14 protein-coding genes are annotated in these 17,348 nt (G+C 73.1%); 2 read left to right on the top strand and 12 right to left on the bottom strand.

Going from position 1 to position 17,348, the window contains the following annotated elements:
* Positions 1 to 6: 6 nt before the first annotated feature.
* The 4 genes from AB0F98_RS08195 to xylA all read right to left on the bottom strand — a co-directional run bounded on the left by AB0F98_RS08195 (position 7) and on the right by xylA (position 5,397).
* A complete protein-coding gene (locus tag AB0F98_RS08195; protein ID WP_357730530.1) occupies positions 7 to 1,434 on the bottom strand; it encodes an MFS transporter in 1,428 nt (475 codons plus the stop codon).
* A 61-nt stretch (positions 1,435 to 1,495) separates the two neighbouring features.
* Entirely contained in the window at positions 1,496 to 2,611 is a 1,116-nt protein-coding gene (locus AB0F98_RS08190; protein WP_357730526.1) for a DUF5925 domain-containing protein, read from the bottom strand.
* Positions 2,612 to 2,747: 136 nt separating this feature from the next.
* Positions 2,748 to 4,199, bottom strand: coding sequence for a xylulokinase (gene xylB / locus AB0F98_RS08185; RefSeq protein WP_357730522.1), 1,452 nt, complete (start codon positions 4,197 to 4,199; stop codon positions 2,748 to 2,750).
* Between the two features lie 10 nt (positions 4,200 to 4,209).
* Positions 4,210 to 5,397: a xylose isomerase gene (xylA, locus tag AB0F98_RS08180; RefSeq protein WP_357730519.1), complete on the bottom strand. Its 1,188-nt coding sequence runs from the start codon at positions 5,395 to 5,397 to the stop codon at positions 4,210 to 4,212.
* A 76-nt stretch (positions 5,398 to 5,473) separates the two neighbouring features.
* Between xylA and AB0F98_RS08175 the strand changes: the two genes are divergently transcribed.
* Entirely contained in the window at positions 5,474 to 6,712 is a 1,239-nt protein-coding gene (locus tag AB0F98_RS08175; protein ID WP_357730517.1) for an ROK family protein, read from the top strand.
* 60 nt (positions 6,713 to 6,772) lie between these two features.
* On the opposite strand, the gene AB0F98_RS08170 is transcribed toward AB0F98_RS08175, so the two are convergent.
* Positions 6,773 to 7,345 (bottom strand): MarR family transcriptional regulator, encoded by a 573-nt coding sequence (locus tag AB0F98_RS08170; protein ID WP_357730514.1) that lies wholly within the window; start codon positions 7,343 to 7,345, stop codon positions 6,773 to 6,775.
* 57 nt (positions 7,346 to 7,402) lie between these two features.
* Here AB0F98_RS08170 and AB0F98_RS08165 point away from each other — a divergent pair, with 57 nt between their 5' ends.
* Positions 7,403 to 8,533 carry a PP2C family protein-serine/threonine phosphatase gene (locus AB0F98_RS08165; RefSeq protein WP_357730511.1) on the top strand — a complete coding sequence of 377 codons (1,131 nt, stop codon included), beginning with the start codon at positions 7,403 to 7,405 and terminating at the stop codon, positions 8,531 to 8,533.
* Between the two features lie 9 nt (positions 8,534 to 8,542).
* Here AB0F98_RS08165 and AB0F98_RS08160 read toward each other — a convergent pair whose 3' ends face one another.
* The 7 genes from AB0F98_RS08160 to AB0F98_RS08130 form a co-directional block, all read right to left on the bottom strand.
* Positions 8,543 to 10,027, bottom strand: a complete 1,485-nt coding sequence (locus AB0F98_RS08160; RefSeq protein ID WP_357730507.1) for a sugar transferase — start codon at positions 10,025 to 10,027, stop codon at positions 8,543 to 8,545.
* Between the two features lie 216 nt (positions 10,028 to 10,243).
* Entirely contained in the window at positions 10,244 to 11,995 is a 1,752-nt protein-coding gene (locus tag AB0F98_RS08155; protein WP_357730504.1) for a substrate-binding domain-containing protein, read from the bottom strand.
* Positions 11,996 to 12,139: 144 nt separating this feature from the next.
* Positions 12,140 to 13,177 (bottom strand): lactonase family protein, encoded by a 1,038-nt coding sequence (locus AB0F98_RS08150; RefSeq protein WP_357730501.1) that lies wholly within the window; start codon positions 13,175 to 13,177, stop codon positions 12,140 to 12,142.
* Positions 13,178 to 13,319: 142 nt separating this feature from the next.
* Positions 13,320 to 13,922, bottom strand: a complete 603-nt coding sequence (locus AB0F98_RS08145; protein ID WP_357730498.1) for an ATP/GTP-binding protein — start codon at positions 13,920 to 13,922, stop codon at positions 13,320 to 13,322.
* Positions 13,903 to 14,289: a DUF742 domain-containing protein gene (locus AB0F98_RS08140; protein WP_357730494.1), complete on the bottom strand. Its 387-nt coding sequence runs from the start codon at positions 14,287 to 14,289 to the stop codon at positions 13,903 to 13,905. Before AB0F98_RS08140 ends, AB0F98_RS08145 begins: the two co-directional genes overlap by 20 nt.
* Entirely contained in the window at positions 14,279 to 14,701 is a 423-nt protein-coding gene (locus tag AB0F98_RS08135) for a roadblock/LC7 domain-containing protein (protein WP_357730491.1), read from the bottom strand. The genes AB0F98_RS08140 and AB0F98_RS08135 overlap by 11 nt, the downstream gene beginning before the upstream one ends.
* Positions 14,701 to 17,067, bottom strand: a complete 2,367-nt coding sequence (locus AB0F98_RS08130; RefSeq protein ID WP_357730488.1) for a nitrate- and nitrite sensing domain-containing protein — start codon at positions 17,065 to 17,067, stop codon at positions 14,701 to 14,703. The genes AB0F98_RS08135 and AB0F98_RS08130 overlap by 1 nt, the downstream gene beginning before the upstream one ends.
* Positions 17,068 to 17,348 lie beyond the last annotated feature (281 nt).

The following is a 17,348-nucleotide window of genomic DNA, read 5'->3' as shown; positions in this document are numbered from 1 at the left end:
CCTCGTTCACTCCAGGCGCTCGGCGCGTTCGTGCAACAACCCCCGCACCGCCGCGATGTCGGCCGGTGAGTGGCGTGCGGCGAGCCAGTACATGACGCCGGTGGGCACGAAGAAGAGCTGGAACGCGGCCAGCCCGACGGCGTAGTTCAGCGGCGGCGGAAAGGCCGTCTGCAGCACCGGGAAGGCCACGCCGACCAGCCCGTTGCCCGACGCCCGGCCGACACCGTTCACCAGGTTGCCGAGGCTGTAGACCGTGCCGCGGTGCTCCGGCGGGTTGACGTCGGCGATGAGCGCGAACCAGTTCGGCGAGTTGGCCGACGTGAGGGCGAGCGCGACCACCGCGGTCAGCAGGCCGAACCCGACCGTCGGCTCGGTCACCACGCTGGCCAGCACGGCCGCGATCACCGCGCCGGCGCTCGCCCCGTCCGGCACGTCGATACGCATCGGCACGAAGAACAACACCAGGTAGAGCGGCACCGCGGCGAGGACCCCGACCGCCGCGACCAGACCCCGCCCTCGCGGCGTACGGCGCTGCACCGCGTCGCCGACCAACCCGCCCACGATCGAGAAGACCCCGCCGAGCTGGAACAGCGTGGCGAAGACGCTGCCCACCAGCACCGCGGTGGCGGTCGAGAGACCCTGGGCCTCGGCCCGCTCGGCGAAGAGCACCGGCAGCCAGACCAGCGAACCGAACGCGGCCTGCGCGGTCAGCCCCTGCAGGACGAGCCAGCGGTTGGTCCGCCGGGCGAGGATCCGCGGCAGGTCGGCCCGGCTGATCCGGTAGTCGTAGTCGGCCCCGGCGGCGAGCGCGTCGACCAGCTCCGGCTCGCTCTGGCCGCGCCGGATGTCGTAGGTGAACAGGTACGCCACCGTGGCCGCCAGGCCGACGACGGTGAGCACCAGGAACGGCCGACGCCAGTCCACGCTCCCGAGCAGGCCGGCGACCAGCGTGCCGGCCAGCGTGCCGACCCCCTGGGACAGCCCCCAGAAGCTCATCACCAGACCCCTGCGGCGGGGCGAGATCAGGTCGGTGACCACGGAGAACCCGACCGAGCCGACCGCGCCCAGGCCGATCGCCGCGACCACCTGCGCGACCAGGAACGTCAGGTAGTTCCCGGCCAGGGCGCCGCCCCCGGTGCCCACCGCCCAGATCAGGGTGCCGGCCATGAGCAGCGGCTTACGGTTCGCCCGGTCGCCGACGTACGCCCAGCCGACGGCCGCCGCGGCGCTCACCACGAACGTCGCGGCGGTGACCAGGCCGAGCAGCCGCTGGGGCACCTCGAACGCGTCGGCGATCGGGCCGTACAGCGGTGGGACCAGCCCGATCGCCACGTTGTCCAGCGAGGCGAGCAGCACGAAGACCACGACGCTGTACCCGCGGTGCACCGCGGTCCCGCCCCAGGCGCGCGCCCTCCCACCCCGGCTCATGGTCATGCCTGGCAGCCAAGCAGCCCCGGGACACCAGCGGGCGGCGGCCCGCCGGGGCGGATCGGTTTCACAGGTAACCGCCGATCGTCACGGCCGGCTCCGCCGTGACCGGCGCACCGGCGCGGAGCGCGTACAGCTCGGCGAGCGTGGCATCGCCCGCCGGCACGGCGGCCGTGTCGTCGCCCAGCCAGGCGGTCGCCTCGGCGTGCGACAGCCGTCCGACCTCGACCCGGGCCAGACACCGGCCGGGGCGGACGACCGCGGGGTGCAGCCGCGACAGGTCCTCGTTCGTGGTGATCGCGACCAGGACGTTGCGGCCCTGGCCGAGCAGCCCGTCGGTCAGGTTGAGCAGCCTGGACAACGCCTGCCCGGTCGTCTGCCGGGCCTCCCCCCGGATCAGCTCGTCGCAGTCCTCCAGAATCAGCAGCCGCCAGGACCGCTCCGGGTCGTCGTCCTTCTCGTCCTCGCCCTCGCCGACCGCGACCTCCATCAGGTACGCCGGGTCGGCGAAGAGCTCCTCCGGATCGAGGACGCAGTCGACCTGGCACCACCGGCGCCAGTGCCGGGCCAGCGCGCGCAGCGCCGTGGTCTTGCCCGTGCCGGGTGGTCCGTGCAGCAGCAGCAACCGGCCCGACACCGCCTCGGGGGCCAGCTCCATCAGGTCGGTCAGCGCCGCCGCGGCCTCAGCCGGGTAGTTGGACCGGATGGTCTCCCAGGTCGGGGCCTGGATCCCGCGTGTGTCCCGCTGACCCCCGCCCTGCTGGTTGCGGTGCCAGAAGCCCATCGACACGTGGGCGGCGTCCAGCGGCTCGGCACCCTGCTCGACGATCTCGGCGAGCACGCCCGCCCCGGTCTCGGCGTCGACGGCGGTGACGGTCACCTCCACACCCCGGCCCCGCCCCTGTACGACGCGGGCCAGCCAGCCGTCGCCGGCGGCGAGACGGGAGACCCGGTTGCGCTCCATGGCCGTACGGATCAGCCGAGCCCGCTGCGGGAGCAGTTCCGTCCCCGGCCGGGGCTTCGCCAGCTGCACCGTCCTGGCCCAGGGGTGCCGGCCGCTGACGAACTCGGCGAGCAGCAGGGCATCCACCACGTCGCACGGACTGTCGAAGTCGTCGTACTGCATGACCGGCAGCGGGGTGGGTCCGGTCGGCGGAGCCGACGGCAGGGGCGGGGAAGGCACGTGAAGATCATCCCCGACGGCGCGGTACGCGTACAGCCCGTGGCGTCGCCGGGCCGGACGCCGTGCCTCCGGCCGGCCCGGCAGGCGACGAGCCGCGCGGTTCCCGGGGCGGGTGGCCACCCGCCCCGGGAACCGGTCAGCGCTCGATGACGTGGTCCCGGGCGACGGCGTACCGCTCCCGGATCGCGGGGACCGGCTCGGCGGCGTACTCCTCGGTGCCGTCGAGCTGCCAGGCGGGTGGCCGATCACCACCCAGGGCGACCCACGCAGCCTGGCGTGCGGCGCCGTCGGCGACGTACTCGCCGGGCGGGGGCACGACCACGCGGCAGCCGAACACCTGCGGCGCGATGCGCCGCACCGCGATCGAGCGGGCCCCACCACCGACGAGGATCACCCGACGGACCTCGGCGCCCTGGGCGACGAGCGCGTCGAGCCCGTCGGCGAGCGCGGAGAGCATCCCTTCCACGGCGGCCCGGGCGAGGTGGGCCGGAGTCGAGTTGCGCAGCGTCAGCCCGTGCACGGCGCCGGTGGCGGTGGGCCGGTTCGGGGTCCGCTCCCCCTCCAGGTACGGAACCATGACCAGTCCGTCCGCGCCCGGCGGCGCGGCGAGCGCCAGGTCGGCCAACTCGTCCAAATCGACCCGCAGTATCGACGCGGCGGCGTCCAGCACCCGCGCCGCGTTGAGCGTGCAGACCAACGGCAGGAACCGGCCGGTGGCGTCGGCGAAGCCGGCCACGATTCCGGTGGGATCGGCGGACGGTCCCGAGGCGACGCTGAACACGGTGCCCGACGTGCCGATCGAGACCACCACGTCGCCGGGGCCGGCGCCCACGCCGAGCGCGGCCGCAGCGTTGTCGCCGGTGCCCGGTCCGAGCAGCACTCCGCTGCCGGCGGGTCCCGCCGGTACCCCGTCGGTGGCCAGCGCGCCCAGGTGCAGCTCACCCGCGACCTCGGTCGGGCCGAGCACCGTCGGCACCGCGAGGCGCCGGCCGAAGGCCCGCTCCAGCAGGTCGAACCGGTAGTCGCCGGTGGCCGGCGACCAGTAGCCGGTGCCGCTGGCGTCACCGCGGTCGGTGCGCAGCCCGGCGAGTCCGGGCGCCCCGGCCAGCCGCCAGGTGAGCCAGTCGTGCGGCAGGCAGACCGCGGCGACCCGGGCCGCGTTCTCCGGCTCGTGCCGGGCCAGCCAGCGCAGCTTCGTGGCCGTGAAGCTGGCCACCGGCACGCTGCCCACCGCGTCCGCCCAGTACCGCCGGCCGGTCTCGCCGCCCCCGGCCTCGGCGATCAGTTCCTCGGCCGCGTCGGCCGAACGGGTGTCGTTCCACAGCAGCGCCGGCCGGACCACCTGGCCGACTTCGTCCAGGGCGACCATGCCGTGCTGCTGGCCGCCGATCGAGACGGCCGCCACGTCGGCCAGCCCGCCGGCGGCGTCGACCGCCGCCCGCAGCGCCGTCCACCACGCGGCCGGGTCGACCTCGGTCCCGTCCGGGTGCGGGGCACGGCCCTGACGGACCAGCGCCCCCGTCTCCGCGTCCCGGATCACGACCTTGCACGACTGGGTGGACGAGTCCACCCCCGCTACGAGCGGCATGGCGACCGCCTCAGCGCGCGCCGAGCAGGTGCTCGACGGCGAGCTGGTTGAGCCGGACGAAACCGAAGCCACGAGCGGCGGCCGCGTCCACGTCGAACTCCTCGAAGGCGGAGCGGTCGGTCAGCAGCTCGGCGTAGCTCTCCCCGTCGCCCAGGGTCGGCGTGGCCAGCTCCCCGACCTTGCTGACAGCCAGTGCCTCGGCCACCTCCGGGTCGGCGCGGAACGCCGCGGCCCGCTCCTTGAGCAGCAGGTAGGTCGCCATGTTCGCCTCGGCCGACGCCCAGACCCCGGCGATGTCCTCGGTGCGGGACGGCTTGTAGTCGAAGTGCCGCGGGCCGTCGTACGCGGGCCCGCCCCCGGGGCCACCGTTCTCGAGCAGGTCGACCAGGGCGAACGCGTTCATCAGGTCACCGTGGCCGAAGACCAGATCCTGGTCGTACTTGATGCCGCGCTGGCCGTTGAGGTCGAGGTGGAACAGCTTGCCCTGCCAGAGCGCCTGAGCGATGCCGTGGGCGTAGTTCAACCCGGCCATCTGCTCGTGGCCGACCTCGGGGTTGAGGCCGACCAGCTCCGGGTGGGCCAGGGTGGAGATGAAGGCGAGCGCGTGCCCGACGGTGGGCAGCAGGATGTCACCGCGCGGCTCGTTCGGCTTGGGCTCGAGCGCGAAGCGCAGGTCGTAGCCGCGGTCGACGACGTACTGGGTGAGCAGGTCGACGGCCTCGCGGTAGCGCTCCAGCGCGGCGCGGACGTCCTTGGCGACGTCGTACTCGGAGCCCTCGCGGCCGCCCCACATCACGAAGGTCTTGGCACCGAGCTCGGCGGCGAGGTCGACGTTGCGCAGCACCTTGCGCAGCGCGTAGCGGCGGACGTCCCGGTCGTTGCTGGTGAACCCGCCGTCCTTGAAGACCGGGTGGGTGAAGAGGTTGGTGGTGACCATCGGAACGACCATGCCGGTCTCGTCGAGGGCCTTGCGGAACCGGGCGATGTGCTGGTCGCGGGTGGCGGCGTCGGCGCCGAACGGGATCAGGTCGTCGTCGTGGAACGTGATGCCGTACGCGCCGAGCTCCGCGAGCCGGTGCACCGCCTCGACCGCGTCCAGCTCGGGACGGGTGGCGTCGCCGAACGGGTCACGGGCCTGCCAGCCCACGGTCCAGAGCCCGAAGGAGAACTTGTCGGCGGGAGTGGGACGGGGTGCCATGGCAGCCTCCGAGGGGTGGGGTCGGCTATTTGTTCAGTGATTGAATTATTTGGCTGACCTGTGGCACTGTCAAGGGGTGACCCCTACCCCCGGTCCCGTCGGCGCGGTCCGCCAGGGCAGCCTGCGTGAGCTCAACCTCGCCGTGGTGCTCGACCGGATCGCCGCCGCCGACCGCCCGCCGTCCCGGGCCGTCCTCGCCACCGAGACCGGTCTCACCCGGGCCACCGTCTCCGCGGTCGTCGAGGACCTGATCACCGGCCGGCTGGTCACCGAGGCCGAACCGGCGCCGCGTTCCGGGGCGGGACGCCCGGCCCGCAGGCTGGTGCTCGCCGGCAACGGGCCGGCCGGTCTCGGGCTGGAGATCAACGTCGACTACCTGGCCGTCTGCGTGGTCGACCTCGCCGGCCGGGTACGGCACCACACCGTGCACCGCGCCGACCTGCGGCCGATCTCCCCCGCCGACGCACTCAACCGACTGGTCGAGCTGGCCGGTCAGGCCCGGGCCGAGGCCGCGTCGCAGGGACTCACCCTCGCCGGGGCCGCACTCGGCGTGCCCGGGCTGGTCGACGACGCCGGCACGGTCCGACTCGCGCCCAACCTCGGCTGGCGGGACGTCCCGGTGCCGGCGCTGCTCGCCGCACTGCCCCCGCTGACCGAACGGGTCGACGGCGTGCCCCCGATCGTGGTCGACAACGAGGCGAACCTCTCCGCGCTCGGCGAGCTGCACGCCGGCCCCGGCGGGCCGGCCAGCTTCCTGCACATCTCCGGGGAGGTCGGCATCGGCGCCGGCATCGTGCTGGACGGCGACCTCTTCCGCGGCGCCCGAGGATGGAGCGGCGAGATCGGGCACATCCCGGTCCACTCCGCGGGGCGGGCCTGCCGCTGCGGCGGACGCGGCTGCCTGGAGCAGTACGCCGGGCAGGAGGCGATCCTGGCCGCCGCCGGGCTGGACCGGGCCGACCTGCCGGCCGACACGGCCTCCGTCCGGCTGGCCGAACTCGCTGAGACCGGCTCGGTGGACGCGCTACGCGCGCTGCACGAGGCCGGCACCGCGCTCGGCATCGCGGTCGCCTCGGTGGTGAACCTGCTCGACCTGGACACCGTGGTGCTCGGCGGCGGCTACGCCCCGCTCACCCCGTGGCTGCGCCCACCCGTGCTCGACGAGATCTCCCGCCGGGTGCTCACCGCCGCCTGGTCACCGGTCACCGTACGACCGGCGGCTCTCGGCGCCGACGCCGCCGCGGTCGGTGCGGCCGGCTCGGTGGTCCGCCGGATCATCGCGCGGCCCGCTGGCTGGCTCGCGCGCACCGGCTGAGCGACCCGCGGCGGGCGGACCCGACCGACCCGGGCGTAAAGCCACCCGGCGTGCGGCCGGTCAGGCCGTACGCGCCACCGGTGACCCGTCCGACCAGTCGCGCGGCGCCGGCAGAGGCGCGTCGTCGCCGTCGAACGCGTCCGGCCGGACCGGCACCGGCTCCATCGGCGCGGACTCCGCCTCCTGCCGGCGAGCGGTCTCGTCGAACTCGCGCATGCCGTGCAGCAGCGCCTCCCGCCCCTGCGCGGTCATCCCGGAAAGGATGCGGGCGAGCTGCTCGCGCCGATCCTCCCGCAGTTCGGTGAGGAGACGGCGGGCCTCCGGGGTGAGGTGCAGCGCGATCTCCCGACGATCGAGCCGTCCCGGCTCACGCTCCAGCATCCCGGCGGCCACGAGGCGGTCGCAGAGCCGGCTGGCCGAGCTGAGCAACATGTCCAGCCGGCTGGCCAGCCGGCGCAGGTTGATCCCGTCATGCTGTTCGATCACCATCACCGCGCGCAACTGGGCGCCCGAGACGCGGCTGGTCGTCCGCTCCCGCGCCGCTTCCCATACGGTGAGTAGTGCACCCGCCGCCGCGTCCAGTGCGGCGGCGGTACTCAGCGCGGAGTCCCGTGGATCGTGCAGTTCGGCCATGGTGGCCCGAGAGTACTCCGCAGACCCGGCGAACGAGCCGCTGAGCGAGGAGTGGGAGTGAACGAACCGGCCAATCAGGCACGAGAGGCCCTCATCGTCGCGCCGGCCCACCGGCTGGTCGATGCGGTCGCCGACGTCCTCGCCGAGCGGTACGGGATCACCGCCACCGAACTCTTCCAGGTCGACTACCGGCTCGCGGTCCTGCTACCACTCGGCGCGGGTGCGGGGATCACGACTCCGGGGCATCCCGCCTGGCGCTGCTTCGATCATCAGGAGCCGGTGCTGGACGGCACGACCGGATACTTCCCGGTGACCATGCGGGGCGAGCAGCGTGGCGTCCTGCGCCTGGCCCCGGTGCCCGACGAACCGGCCGTACGGGACGAGCTGGCCGAGATCGCCACCACGCTCGCGCACGAACTGGCCGCCGTCGCCGCCGGCACCGACGTCTACCGCACCGCCCGCCGCAGTAGACGCCTGACCCTCGCCGCGGAGATTCAGTGGGAGCTGCTGCCCGGGCGCAGCCGCACCCGACCCGCGTTCAGTCTGGCCGGGCAGCTGGAGCCGGCGTACGCGGTGCGGGGCGACAGCTTCGACTGGTCCGACGACGGGGAGCGGCTCTGGATCGCCGTCATCAACGGGATGGGTGAGGGCGTCGCGGCGTCGATGCTGACCGCGCTGACCACCAGCGCGCTGCGCAACGCCCGCCGGGCCCGGCTCGCCCTGGCCGACCAGGCCGCTCTGGCCGACCAGGCGATCTACGACCTGTACCGGGGTGACCAGTACCTCTCCGCCCTGCTGCTGGAGCTCGACCTGCGCAGTGGAGTGATGACGGCCGTCGACGCCGGATCCCCCCGGCTGGTACGCGTCCGCGACGGCGACGTCACCGGCCAGGAGCTGGAGGCCCAGTTCCCGCTCGGCATGTTCGAGGCGACCGACTACCGGGAGCAGCGCTTCCCGCTGCACCGGGGGGAGCGGCTCTTCGTGCTCAGCGACGGGGTGATCGACGCGGTCGGCCAGCACGGCCGCTACGGCGAGATGGCGATGGAGCGTTTCCTCCGTCGTACCGGGCCCATGGAGCCGCTGAACGCGGTCCGTTCACTCCTCGGCGACCTGCGCGCGTTCGTGGCCGGCGACCTGGTCGACGACGCCGTCGTCGTGTGCGTGGACTGGACCGGCTGGCAGCCCTGACCCGCCCGCTCAGTACGCCCCGCGACCGTTGACCACCGCGCCGAAGGTCTTCCAGAGGATGGTGAGGTCGGCCGCGAGCGACCAGTTCTCCACATAGTAGAGATCGAGGCGGATGCCGTCCTCCCAGCTCAGGTCGGACCGGCCGCTGACCTGCCAGAGCCCGGTCATGCCCGGCTTGACCAGCAGCCGACGGGCCACGTCTCCGTCGTAGCGGGCCACCTCGGACGGCAACGGCGGTCGGGGACCGACCAGACTCATCTGGCCGAGCAGGACGTTGACCAGCTGTGGCAGCTCGTCCAGCGACCACTTGCGCAGCAGCCGGCCGACCCGGGTCACCCGCGGGTCGTCGCGCATCTTGAACATCAGGCCGTCGGTCTCGTTGCGGGCGGTCAGCTCGGCCAGCAGAGCGTCGGCGTTGACCACCATCGTGCGGAACTTCCACACTCCGAACTCGCCGCCACCCCGGCCGACCCGGGTCTGGCGGAACAGCACCGGACCGCGGCTGTCCAACCGGATGGCCAGCGCGATGACAGCCAGGATCGGCAGCAGCAGGGTCAACGCGACCAGGGCGGCGGATCGGTCGACGAAACCCTTGACCAGCTTGCGGGTGCCTCGGAACTCCGGCGCCTCGACGTGGATCAGTGGCAGGCCGGCGACCGGACGGGTGTGGATACGGGGACCGGCGACGTCGGTCAGCGCCGGAGCGACGACCAGGTCGACCCCGGTGCCCTCGAGTTGCCAGCCGAGCCGGCGCAGCCGCGTGGCGGTCAGCTCGCCGGACGCGGTGACGGCGACCGTGTCCGCACCGATCGCGGCGGCCGCCTCGGGTATGCCCCGAAAGGATCCGACCACCGGCACGTCACCGAGCCGCTGGGGCACCGGGGCGAGCAACGCGTCCGGGATGCAGGCCCCGACCACGTGGTAGCCGGCGTACGGCTCACGCCGCAGGGTCTGCACCAACTCCAGCACGTGCGCGGTGTCGCCGACCACCAGGACCTTGCGCGACCAGCCGCCTCCGCGCGAACGCGCCCGGTGCAGCCGTTTCCGGGCGGCGAACCGGGCCACCTCCAGGCCCAGGGTGCCGACGGCGAACGAGATCGCCAGGAAGCCCCGGGACACGCCGACGTCGGCCACGTAGCCGACGATGGCGATCCCGCCGGCCAGACGCAGACTCGCGGTGCTCACCCGGCGGTACTCGTCCGCGCCGTAGCCGATCACCCGGTCGTCGTAGCAGCCCAGCGCCTTCAGCGAGACCAGCCAGAGGAGCACCAGCCCGGGGGCGACCAGCACGTAGGGGACCTTCGAGCCGCTCGGCTCCTCGTCACCGAAGCGGGCGAGGTAGCCGACGAGCAGGGCGATGGTCAGGACGGCGCTGTCCAGCACGACGAGGACCCGGATGTAGGCCCGTTCGTCGATGCGGGTCGCGGCTCCGGACGGGGCGCCCTCCGGGGTCCACGGCGTCCTGGCAGGGGTCAACAGCGTAGCCGAGGTCACCAGCCCTCCCACTTCGCTCAGGACGGCCCCGGGTCGACATCGGGCCGGGCAGGGGCCGACGGCGCCGGGGCACGTCGACATCCTCCCTGACAACCATGGCGGCCGATTGCTTTCGACATATTGCCGTCACTTTTCCCGGCCGTCGGTACCGACGGAAGAGGGCCCGCCGTACCGGATTTCTCGGTACGACGGGCCCTTGGTCTGCTGTCCGGCGGGTCAGCGCGGCGCCGGTGGGCGCAACGCGATGGCCTTCAGGAAGATGCCCCCGATCTCGGTCGGGTTCTTGGCGACGAAGCTTCCGCCACCGGTCTGCTTCGTGATCGAGTCCAGCTCCGCCTTGCTGACGCCGTCCCCGATACCGATCAGGATGACCTGCACCGGCCGCTCCGGATCGGCCAGCCGCTTCAGGTCCGCGAGCAGCTTCGCCTGGGAGATGCCGGACTTGTCGTCGTTCTTGCCGTCGGTGAAGAGCACCACCGAGTTCACCCGGCCCGCCTGCCAGTCGCCCTGCACCGTCTTGTAGGCCGCGAGGATGGTGTCGTAGAGGCCGGTGTCACCGTTCGAGGGCCGGATGGTGCTCAACGCCGACTCCAGTCTGCCCCGGTTGCCGGAGAGTGGCGCGATGCCCACCAGTTCCCGGTAGTCCCGGCTGCCGACCAGATTCGTGGAGAAGGTCCAGAGACCGATCGACCACGAGTCGTCGAAGAGGCCGAGGCCACGGCGGGCGGCCTCGACCGTGACCTCTTCCCGGCTGCGGTTGTTGGCGGCCGGCACTTCCGCCTTCATCGAGCCGGAGACGTCGATGACGGCGAGCATCCGGCCGGTCTGGGTGGCGATGGACCAGCTGGACACGACGCGGTCGATCGAGTCGCCGTCCAGCCCGCCGGCCGCCGTTCCGCCGCCGCTCGGCGTGGCCGGCGACTCGGCGGGGCCGGGAGCGCCCTCCGGCGCCTCGAACCCGGCACCGTAGTTGCCGTCCGGCGCCCGCAGGCCCAGCGCGGCCAGCCGGTCCCGGAAATCGGCGGTGGTCAGGAGTTCGAAGAGCACCCGTGCGGCCGAAGCCTTGTCCGGCTCGATGCCGGGCAGTACGGCGAACGGGTAGTCCAGCGGAGCCGGCGCCGGCTCCAGGTAGAGCGCGGCCAGCGGGACCGGAGGCTTCGTCTTGTTGTACGCGATGACGTCCTCCTCGGAGAGCGCCGCCGCGCCGAGCCCGCTCGCGATCGCCGCCGGGTCGGTCGACTTCGGGAACCGCGCGAGCAGGTCGTTCCGCAGGGCGGAACGACCTGTCGCCAGGGCACGCAACGCACCGACCGTGGTCTGCTGGTCGCCGCTGGCACCGCCCGCCGCGGCGGTCAAGGACATCAGTCCGGAGAGTCCGGCCGCGTCGCGGGTGGGTTCGACGATGCCCGTGGAGAGCGGCTTGCTGCTGTTGACCTGCTTGAGCAGGTCGGTCCACTTCAGCTTCGCGTTCGGCCAGCCCAACCGGCTGGCGATCGGTTGGGGCATCGCGACGACCACCGGGCTGCGTGCGATCGAGGCGCCGTTGGTCGGCGCGAACGCCGTCGCCTCCTTCTTGAGTCGCACCAGCCAGGTCGACGAGTCCGGGATCCAGACGTCCGGTGCGACGGCCGTACCGCTGGCCTGACCCACACCGGCCAGGACCGCGCCGTGCTTACCGGCTACCACCGCGGCGACGTCGACCGGCTCGCTGGCGCTGACGTTGACCGCGATGCAGGTACCTCCCACCGCTGCGCCGTCCTTCACCCACTGCCCGGCGGCGGCGTCGACTGCGGGGGCCAGCTCGGCGGACACCGCCACCGAGAGCTGGATCTGCCCTGAACAGGATGGTCGTATCAACTCTCGGTAACCAAACCAGGCACCCGCCGCAACAACGACGAGCGCCGTCGCCGATGCGGCGGCGGCGACTCCGGGAATCTTCGAACGCATGCGATGGCGGCCTGCAGACACGCAGACAATCTTGCGTACCCGTTCCCTGAACTGCCATAACCGTTCGTACGAAAGTTACGCAGGAGAAACAGTTGATCAACGTTTAGCAACGGATTGTGATCGCCCGGCCCCGTGGTGTGGCTGAATGATCGAATCGCGCCCGGCTCAGGGCAGCACACACGTCGGGCTCGGCACCGACAGCGGCTCACCAACCGCCTCGAGCACGCCCGTCGATCGGTCCACCGAGAACGTGCGGACCATGTGCGCCCGCTCGTCCGCCACGTAGAGATGCGCACCGAACAACGCGAAGTGGCGGGGCCATTCCCCACCGGTGTCCACCTCGCCCACCAGTTCCGGTCGGTCACCCCGCAGGTCGAAGACGGCGATGGTGCCGACGCCCCGGTTGGCGACGTAGAGGAAAGTCCCGTCCGGCCGCACCGCGATCTCCGACGGCTGCACGTGCCCGGGCCGTCCGCTCGCCTCGACGCGGATGCGCTGGTGCAGCGACCCGTCGGCGGTCAACTCGTACGCGGTGACCGTCCCGTCCAACTCGCCGACCAGGTAACAGCGCCGCCCGTCCGGGTGGCGGGCCAGGTGTCGCGGGCCTGATCCGGCCACCGCGTGCACCCGCGGCGCTCGGGGCACCAGCCGTCCGGTGGCCCCGTCCAGGTCGTACCGGTAGACCGAGTCGGTTCCGAGGTCGACCGCGAGCAGCGGACCGTTGGCGGGATCCGGGGAGACCATGTGCGTGTGCGCCCGGTCCTGCCGCCGCGGATCGGGGCCGTGCCCCTCGTGCACCACCAGGTCGCTGCGCTCGCCGGGAACCCCCGCGGAATCGAGCGGGAAGACGGTCACGCTGCCGCCTGCGTAGTTGGCGGCCACGAGGTACCCGCCGCCGGGGAGCACGGCCAGGTGGCACGGCTCACCACCACCCGTGGCCCGAGTGGCCAACGCCGTCAGCTCGCCCGCGGACCCGACCCGCCACGCGCTGACCGCCCCGTCCGGCAGCTCGTTCACGGCGTACAGCACGGGCAGGCTCGGGTGGCGGGCGAGGAAGGACGGCGAGGCGGTCGGCGCAACGGTGTCCAGCAGTGTCAACGCGCCCGACGCCGGATCGCGGCGAGCCGCCATGATCCCGGTGCCGCGCCCACCGCTCTCCGCCGTGTAGCAGCCGATGTGGACCACCTCGCCCCGACCGTTCACCGATCCCGCCCTTCGCCGACGCCTCCGTCAAATCCAACCAGAGACCTTCCCCGGCGCCGGCCGGGTCAGTCATCAACGAGTGACTTCTGCCGGGCGATCGAGCCGAACGGCGAGCTCCGGCGGCGGCGCCCATCGGCACGGCTCAGGCCACGGGTACCGGCTCACCCCGCTGCCGGGCCACGTGCTCGACCAGGCTGATCAGCACCAGCTTCCCGGACTGCCGGTCCCGCGCGTCGCAGAGCACCAATGGCACCTCCGGATCGAGGTCCAGCGCACGGCGTACGGTCGGCAGGTCGAAACGGCGGGAGCCGTCGAAGCAGTTCACTCCCACCACGAACGGAATGCCACGCTGCTCGAAGTAGTCGATCGAGGGAAAGCAGTCGGCCAGCCGGCGGGTGTCGGCGAGCACCACCGCACCGAGCGCTCCGAAGGCCAGCTCGTCCCAGAGGAACCAGAAGCGGTCCTGCCCCGGGGTGCCGAACAGGTAGAGCTGGAGGTCGTCGTTGATGGTGATCCGGCCGAAGTCCATCGCGACAGTGGTGGTCGCCTTGCCCTCCACCCCGGAGAGATCATCGGTGTCGGCCCCCGCGCCGGTGAGGATCTCCTCGGTCTGCAACGGTCGGACCTCGCTCAACGCGCTGACCAACGTCGTCTTGCCGGCGCCGAACCCACCGGCGACGAGGATCTTCAACGCCAGGGGGACCCGGGTGCCGGTGCCCGTCGGGTCATAGCGCACGGAGTCCACTGACCACCGCCTTGAGGATGTCGTCGTCGGGGATGGAGGACATGGACAGCGGCTCGTGCACCGCGATCAGGCCGCGCGCGAGGAGGTCGCCGAGCAGCACCCGGACGACGCCGACCGCGAGATCCAACTCGGCCGCCAACTCCGCCACCGGCACCGGCCGATGGGTCAGCTCGACGAGTCGCCGATGCTCCGGCGCCAGCTGCGGATCGGCCGCGTTCGCGTGCGGCCCGGCCAGAATGAACGCGACCAGGTCGAACCCGTCCGCGGCGGAACGGACCCGGCCGCCCGTGAGGGTGTAGGGACGGACGACCGGGCCGGCCGCGTCGTCCAGCCACTCGTGCTGCGGTCCGGGCGGCTCAGTCAGCATCGGCGGCACCCGCGGTCGGCCGGGCCGGCGCTGTCAGGTACTCGCCCACCCGGATGACCAGCATCGCCATCTCGTACGCCACCAGGCCCAGGTCCGCGTCCGCCTCGCTGACGACCGCGAGGCAGGCGCCCTGCCCGGCGGCGGTGACGAAGAGGTACGCCGACTCCATCTCCACCACCGTCTGCCGCACCGGTCCGCCGTCGACGTGGCGGCTCGCGCCGCGCGCCAGGCTGGCGAAACCGGAGGCCAGGGCGCACAGGTGCTCGGCATCGGCCCGATCCAGGTCGGCGCTCGCCCCGAGGAGCAGCCCGTCCGCCGACAGCACCACCGCCTCGCGGGCGGCCGGTACCCGCTGCACCAGATCGTCGAGCAGCCAGTCGAGATCGGCGCTCTGCTTCGTCGATTGCTGCACTAGGCATCCCTTTCAGTCTCGGTCGGTTCTCCGCCGGCCGCCGGAGTGTCGGACGACGGGGCCGGGTCGGGGGCGGTACGAGGTGCGGGGCGGGTCGCCCCGGCGGCGCGTCCCCGGGCCGTGCCCGCCTGCAGCGCCGACATCACCCGGCGTACCTCCTCGGGGGTGCGCGGCGTCGGCGGGTCGTCGGCCGGGTGCGGGGCGCGGGCGGACGGGGGCCGTTGGCGGACCCGCCTGGGCAGGCCGTCCACGTCGCCCGGGGCCGCCGGCGGCGGCGCCTCGATGGCCCGGGCCGGTGCCGCCGCGCGCGTCGGAAGACCCTCCGCCGTCACGGCGGCGGGCCCGACGGCCGTCGCCACCGGATCCGGCGCGGGGTCGCGGCGGCGGCTCGCGGCCGCCCGGGGCCGGAGCGTCGCGCGGCTCCGCACGACGGCGCGGCGGCGGTCCGGCGCACGGCCCACGACGTCGCCCACGCCCGGGGCCGGTTCGTCGGTGATCAGGTCGGTCGGGACGAGCACCACGGCCGTGATCCCGCCCGCCGCCGAACGGAGCAGGTTCACCCGTACGGCGTGCCGCGCGGCGAGCCGCGCCACCACGAACAACCCGAGCCGGGCACTCTCGGCCGGGTCGAACTCGGGCGAGCGGGACAGCCGCCGGTTCGCCTCCTCCAGAGCGACGTCGGACATGCCCAGGCCACGGTCGGTGACCTCCAGGGCGTACCCGTTGGCCACCCGCTGACCGTTGACGCTGACGCGGGTGGCCGGCGGAGAGAAGGCGGTGGCGTTCTCGACCAGTTCAGCGAGCAGGTGGATCACGTCGCCGACCGCCCGCCCGAGCACGCCGGCCGGCTGCACGTCGACGATGTCCACCCGGTCGTACGCCTCGACCTCGGAGATCGCCCCCCGAACGAGGTCGACGACCGCGACGGGATTGCGCCAGCCCCGGCCGGGGGCGGCACCGGCCAGGATGACCAAGTCCTCGGCGTGCCGGCGCAGCCGGGTGGCGAGGTGGTCCACCTGGAACAGCTCGGCCAGCTCGTCGGGATCCTCGGTGTCCCGCTCCATCCGGTCGAGCAGGGCGAGCTGCCGGTGCACCAGGCTCTGGCTGCGCCGGGCGATGTTCAGGAAGACCTCGTTGAGCCCTCGCCGCAGGGTGACCTCGTCGACCGCCGCCCGGATCGCGGTGCGCTGCACCTCGTTGAACGCGCGGCCGACCTGGCCGATCTCGTCGTCGCCGTACTCCAGGGGCGGCGCCTCGCGGCCGACGTCCACCTGCTCGCCACGGCGCAGCCGGGTGACCACCTCCGGCAACCGCTGTTCGGCGAGTTCCAGGGCGGCGGTCCGTACGCCGCTGAGCCGGCGGGCCAGCGTGCGGCCGACCCGTACCGCAACCAGCACGGAGGCGACGACGGCGACCAGCCCGAGTACTCCGGCGACGGCGAGCCGGATGAGGATCCGGACGGCGGTCGGCACCGACCGGTCGGCCAGCCCGTCGGAGGCGTCCAGCTCGTACTCCCGCAGCTGCCGCTCGACCTCGTCGTAGCTGGCCTGCCAGCGGGCCGGGTCCACGGTGGGCACTGCCCGGGGATCCGCGGCGACCAGGTTGTCCTGCATCGCCCGCAGGCGCGCGAAGTCGGCCTGCTCGGTGAGGCGCTGGTAGGCGGCCCGCTCGGCGGAGGGCAGGTCGGCCACCGCGTCCTCGATGAGGAAGCGCTGGTTGCCGATGATCTGTACCAGCCGGGCGTGCTCCCCCTCGGCGAACCGTCCCGCGGTCACGACCCCGCTCAGCAGGGCGTCGGCCTGTGCCAGAAGTTCCCGGGACCGGCCGAGCGCGGTCAATGCGCTCGCCTCCCGGTTGAGGTCCGGCTCGGGCAGCGTCGCGGTGGCGGAGAACGCCTGGAACGCCGAGGCGATCATTCCGTTGTAGAGGCCGAAGGCGCCGGCTCGGTCCAGTTTCCGCTGGTCGATGAAGCCCCGACCGGCGGGGAGCGCGTCGAGGGCGGTGACCATTTGATCGATGCGCGCCTCCAGCGACGCGTCGGCGGCGTCCCGCAGTTCCTCGCCCGCGACCCGGCGGCGCAGCTCGGCGAGCGCCCGGTCGGTCCGCTCCCGCTGCTCGGCGAGGGCGGCCAGCGGCTCGGTGCCGGCCAGCTGCACGACGGTGAGTCGGCGCTCCCGTTGCAGCTCGGCCACGACCGCTTCGCCGGGTCGACCCAGGTCGTAGAGGAACGTGCGGGCGGCGAGCAGGTCGAGGGCCGGTCCGAAGGTGAGCGTGGTCGCGAAGATCCAGAGCGCCAGCAGGGCGGTCACCGGCACGACAACCAGCGCCGTCAGCTTCGAGCGGATCGGCCAGTCGCGCGTTCTCATCGGACCTCGCCCGGGCGGTATGGCAGGAGGAGCGCCGGCGACGGCCGGGCAGCGCTTTCGCCGGGCAGCCTCCCGGCGCCGGCGCCGGGCACCGGCACGGGCGCCTTGGGCAGGATACGTAATCAAGACGAGATGCACTACCGCCCGTTGCGGTCACCACAACGCTCCGATGTGGAGCCGGGCCTGGACGATCCACCGCCCCGGGGCGGCCGAAGGGCCCTCACCCAGGCGACGTCCTGGGAACTCGGTCCGGCGACCTTCTTGGAACGAGTCAAATTTCT

It is taken from the genome of Micromonospora sp. NPDC023737 (assembly GCF_040639715.1).
GTDB lineage: Bacteria > Actinomycetota > Actinomycetes > Mycobacteriales > Micromonosporaceae > Micromonospora.
The sequence above is the reverse complement of the archived record's forward strand: the minus strand, read 5'-3'. Positions and strand labels throughout refer to the sequence as shown.